The sequence below is a fragment of the Desulfurellaceae bacterium genome (genome assembly GCA_021296095.1).
Classification (GTDB): domain Bacteria; phylum Desulfobacterota; class Binatia; order Bin18; family Bin18; genus JAAXHF01.
In genome coordinates this window covers 1-1,256 of sequence record JAGWBB010000156.1, presented here as the reverse complement: position 1 = coordinate 1,256, position 1,256 = coordinate 1, and the positions used below count along the sequence as shown (strand labels likewise).

The 1,256-nt window shown below is 64.7% G+C and carries 2 protein-coding genes; both read right to left on the bottom strand.

Annotation, left to right across the window (positions count from 1 at the left end):
* On the bottom strand, positions 1–879 hold an 879-nt coding region (locus tag J4F42_21950), incomplete at its 3' end, for a hypothetical protein (protein MCE2488187.1).
* Positions 839–1,256: hypothetical protein (locus tag J4F42_21945; GenBank protein MCE2488186.1), on the bottom strand; the 418-nt coding region annotated here is incomplete at its 5' end. The genes J4F42_21950 and J4F42_21945, both read right to left, overlap by 41 nt.

The window sequence follows — 1,256 nt, the reverse complement described above, 5'->3', positions numbered from 1 at the left end:
TTCGGTCGCCGTCCGGGCGTGCACGTCTTGTCCGCGGCGAAACGACTCGACCAGAACCGGGTCGCGGCTCAGGTGGGCCAGCAGCCGCAGCTCGATCTGGGAGTAGTCGGCCGACACCAGCAGGTGGCCCGGCGCCGGCACAAAGGCGGCCCGGATACGGCGGCCCTCTTCGCTCCGGATCGGGATGTTCTGCAGATTCGGATTGCTGGAAGACAGGCGCCCGGTGGCTGTGACGGTCTGGTTGAAGGAGGTATGAATCCGCCCGGTATCGGGCCGAATCAGCTTGGGCAGGGCATCCACATAGGTGCTCTGCAGCTTGGCAAAGCCGCGGTAGGACAGGATCTTGGCCGGCAGCGGATAGCGCTCGGCCAGCCCCTCCAGGACCGAGGAGTCGGTCGAGGAGCCGGTCTTGGTTTTTTTGCCGCGCGGCAGGCCCAGCTTGTCAAACAGAATACGCTGGAGCTGCTGGGGCGAGGCGATGTTGAACTCCTCACCGGCCAGCTCGTAGATTTCGTGTTCGAGCCGGCCGCGATGCTGGCTGAACTCGGCCGACAGTCCGGCCAGAAAGTCGCGGTCGACCAGAATGCCGGCCAGCTCCATGCGGGCCAGGACCAGGGCCAGGGGCAGCTCAATCTCGGAGAACAGTTCCTCCATGGCCTCGTCGTGGAGGCGTGGGAACAGGTGTTGGGCCAGGCGCAGGGTGATATCGGCGTCTTCGCCCGAATAGCCGGCCGCCGCCTCAACCGCTACCTCGGCAAAGCCCTTTTTGGCTCCGTCGGTCACTTCCTCATAGCTGGTCATGCTGTAGTGCAGGTGCTCCCAGGCCAGATCGTTCAGATTATGCCGGGTGGCGGGATCGAGCAGATACGAGGCCAGCATGGTGTCGCGCCAGGACCAGAATGTCGTATTTGAGGTTCTGGCCGATGAGCGACAGCGACGCGTCCTCAAACAGGCTGCGCAGGGCGGTCAGCACGGTCTGGCGCGGCAGCTGGGACTCGGCGCCCACAGCCGTATGACCGACCGGTATATACCAGGCGTGTTCTTCGCGGACCGACAGGGCGACCCCGACCAACTCGGCATCGAGCGGATTGAGGGCGGTCGTCTCGGTATCCAGGCAGTAGGTCTTGGCCGCCCGGATCTGGTCGAGCACGTCTTGCAGCTGCTCGGCGGTGCGGACGATCTCGTAGCGTCCGGTCTTGGCCGCTTCCTCATCCAGGGAAAATTCCCAGCCGGCGTCCAGATCGTCCAGCAAGCGG